The sequence below is a fragment of the Photobacterium lucens genome, assembly GCF_009873615.1.
GTDB classification, from domain to species: domain Bacteria; phylum Pseudomonadota; class Gammaproteobacteria; order Enterobacterales; family Vibrionaceae; genus Photobacterium; species Photobacterium lucens.
Genome location: NZ_SSMG01000429.1, coordinates 1 through 2986 on the forward strand (window position 1 = coordinate 1; position 2986 = coordinate 2986).

Annotated in this window: 4 protein-coding genes; all 4 read right to left on the reverse strand. The window is 44.4% G+C overall.

Translation table 11 applies throughout. The features are described 5' to 3' along the window. Positions 1 to 208: 208 nt before the first annotated feature. The 4 genes from E5A76_RS17320 to E5A76_RS17335 all read right to left on the reverse strand — a co-directional run bounded on the left by E5A76_RS17320 (position 209) and on the right by E5A76_RS17335 (position 2871). Positions 209 to 715 (reverse strand): pilus assembly FimT family protein, encoded by a 507-nt coding sequence (locus tag E5A76_RS17320; RefSeq protein ID WP_161119697.1) that lies wholly within the window; start codon positions 713 to 715, stop codon positions 209 to 211. A 95-nt stretch (positions 716 to 810) separates the two neighbouring features. Continuing rightward, on the reverse strand, positions 811 to 1920 hold the full coding sequence (locus tag E5A76_RS17325) for a Fic family protein (protein WP_161119698.1): 1110 nt from the start codon (positions 1918 to 1920) through the stop codon (positions 811 to 813). A gap of 210 nt (positions 1921 to 2130) precedes the next feature. Beyond that, a complete protein-coding gene (locus E5A76_RS17330) occupies positions 2131 to 2394 on the reverse strand; it encodes a hypothetical protein (RefSeq protein ID WP_053987262.1) in 264 nt (87 codons plus the stop codon). 84 nt (positions 2395 to 2478) lie between these two features. Continuing rightward, positions 2479 to 2871 carry a cupin domain-containing protein gene (locus E5A76_RS17335; RefSeq protein ID WP_161119699.1) on the reverse strand — a complete coding sequence of 131 codons (393 nt, stop codon included), beginning with the start codon at positions 2869 to 2871 and terminating at the stop codon, positions 2479 to 2481. Between the last annotated feature and the right edge of the window lie 115 nt (positions 2872 to 2986).

Sequence of the window (2986 nt, forward strand, 5' to 3'; positions counted from 1 at the left end):
ATGCTATACTATTTACATGTTAGAGGGGGACTGTTTATGACTTTTAGTTTACCTAATTTAAAAGTAACTAGTGAAAAACCAACAAATAAAAAATCAAAGAAGAAGAACATAAGAACTGTTACATCAGCTCCAAGTCGTAGAAACGCTTCTTCTGCTCTAGCTCGTTCTGTTTTATAAAAAAAGCCGCTCTATTGCGGCTTTTTTTATATCAACACGCCTCAGCCCCATACCATTCTCCACCCTCACCACATTCATAGAGTCGGCCCATCCAGCTCATTTGCATCGTTAGGGCTTTGCCACTTTCTTTCTCGAACGTGATCCAATCTATTGGTAGTGCGCTGTTGTTAAAATCAGGCTGTCCATTCATCTTATCTATCCGGATTGTTGCGTAGCTGTCGTGGCGTTGAATGTTTAGCCCTGTCATTTGGCTACCGTCGACTTTGTATAAAACATTGCTGTGATCACAATCGGTAATGGTGGCATCGGTAGTGGCAATTAAGCACCAGTTGTCAGTTAAGGTTTTGGTGCTAGTTAAGCCTATGGTGTGAAGGTACACATCGGTGCCGCGCATCACGGCTTCCGATTTAGCGGCAACGATCAGGCCGCGCAGCTCGGTAGAGGTGCGCTTCATGGTGTTACTGGCAAACAGGTTGTTAAAGCTAGGGGCTGCCATAGTGATGATTAATTCGAGTAAGGTTAATCCTTTATTTTTCATGGTATTAAATAATATTTACGTAACTTGTGTAAATTACATAAGTTACGTAACTTAAATAAGTTTAAAGCGATTGGCTTTCCACTCGGCTGCATCTATTAATCCTTCATCATCGGTAACAAATAGCGGGTACTACGACCGCCCGATCCCGATTTCACCAGACAGCCCAATTCAACCAATGACGTCAAATGACGGGTTGCGGTTGGCTTACTGACCTTCGCCACCTTATGGTATTGGCTGGTATTGATCCCCTGCTCAAAGTCACCATCCAACATCCGATTGAGCACTTTCACTTGCTCTGTGGTGAGCTTGGTTTGGTCGATCTGGCGCCAATAATTGGTCTTAAACACGGTTTGATTGATCTCCGTTAACACCCCATCAAAAGTGGCATTCAAGGTGGTTAAAAACCAGTGTAGCCAAGCGGTAATATCGAGATCGCCTTTTTGGGTTTGCTCCAATACCTCATAGTAACTATGGCGGTTAGCCAAGATCCCCACCGACATCGCATAGAATCGAACCGACTGCTGCTCGGCTTGAGCTAATGCTAAATCCGTCAGCAAACGCGTGATACGGCCATTGCCATCATCTAACGGGTGAAGGGTCACAAACCATAAATGGGTGATCGCTGCACGCAGTAAAGGGTCGAGTGACGTATCGTCTTTAGATTGGTTAAACCACGTAATAAAAGTATCCAGCTCAGGCTCAAGGATGGCACGGTATGGCGCCTCAAAGTGCACAATGGGCTTATCAATACGGCCCGAGACAACCTGCATCGGCGCATCGCCCCGTAACTGGCCACCGATTACCGGGTTAAACAGGGTATAACCTTCAGGGAACAAACGTTGATGCCAGGTTAAGATCCGCGAAAGCGTCAGTGGCGTATCGAGATTTTCCACCGCATCAAGCATGATCTCAGCTAACCCATCGGTTTGCTCGGTGGTTGGGAATGGTTTCTCTTCCGTCATCCCCAGCTTATTGGCCAACGACGAACGCACAGAAAACGCATTAAGCTTTTCCCCTTCAATGGCACTGGAATGGACAATGTTAGCCAGCAGCGTATCCAACATACTTTGTTGTTGGTTCGGCGATTGGCAGGTGATTTTTCCCAGCAATATGCCTTGGTTAAGGCGTGTTTGCCTCACCATTGGCTCTATGATGGCTTGATCCCAGTGAAAATGAGGCCAGTTATCTTGCTGCCATACCCACATAATTGATCCTTTGATGCGAAAAGAGTGCTTATTCAAATCATATTGTGATGCGAATAAAAGGATTAATCAAATCAAAAGATGTAAAAGTGATAGGTTAGGGTGTAGCAGGGCGACGATAGCGAGGGTGGTGAAATCATCGGAGGGGATAGGTAACGTTACATCCCGTCGTGAATAATGGTAAGAGAATGTCGCCCAATGCGAGGGGGGATTTTATCTGGCATAACAATTCATACGAATGGTCGCGCCTGCGGCAATGTAGTTAAGCAATGCTTTACACTTATCAGTAAGAAGTTGATTGTTGCTGCTATGTTCAAGTTGCGTCAAAGATTGGATCAGTCCAACCGATTCATATTGTTCTAATGAAATGTTGACGGCACTCGGTAACGTCTTATTTTCATTGCAATAGGCTTTTATTGTGACTTTTTTGGGCGAACTTCTGTAGTTACTCACTTCAACGACGATATTCTCTGGCATTGTTGGATCTCCAAATAGCATTGTGTCGATAAAAAAAAGCCTTAAACAAGGTCTAAGGCTTTAAGGATTCATTTGGCAATGAAATTATTTTGCAGGTGCAAAATCTTCAGCAGCTTGGCGGTGTGCAGTGTAGATTGCTTCACCGTCACTTTCTGCATCGAAGATAACTTTAACGTCAGCAGAGAACAGAATAACGTCGCCTACTTCAGCAACGTATTTGTTGCCGTCTGTATCACGTACCACAATCTTACCTTTAGTAACTACTTTGTACTCTACTGAATCGTAGAAGTATTCAAACTCTACGCCCGGAGACATAGTGAAGTGACCAATCGTCAATGGCGCACTGTTGTTAGTAACAGCAACTTCAGCCATGTCGCTTTTTAGGCCTTCAACTTCTAGCAGTTTGCTTAGGTCGTTTAGCTTAAAAGTACCAGCTTTGATCAGCGAGATACCTGGCTTTTCCGTTAATGTAGTCATTGGATTTGTCCTTCTTTTTTATAATAAAGGCTGGGGAGCCCCAGCCTTTTTGTAGGGTGTTGCGTATTACATGCGTGCTTTGAAGATCGCTACGATTTCTTCTAGGCTCGCTTTG

Excerpts from the sequence above, each read along its gene's own strand:
- E5A76_RS17320 (WP_161119697.1), bottom strand. The coding sequence starts at position 715 with ATGAAAAATAAAGGATTAACCTTACTCGAATTAATCATCACTATGGCA.
- E5A76_RS17325 (WP_161119698.1), bottom strand. The coding sequence starts at position 1,920 with ATGTGGGTATGGCAGCAAGATAACTGGCCTCATTTTCACTGGGATCAA.
- E5A76_RS17330 (WP_053987262.1), bottom strand. The coding sequence starts at position 2,394 with ATGCCAGAGAATATCGTCGTTGAAGTGAGTAACTACAGAAGTTCGCCC.
- E5A76_RS17335 (WP_161119699.1), bottom strand. The coding sequence starts at position 2,871 with ATGACTACATTAACGGAAAAGCCAGGTATCTCGCTGATCAAAGCTGGT.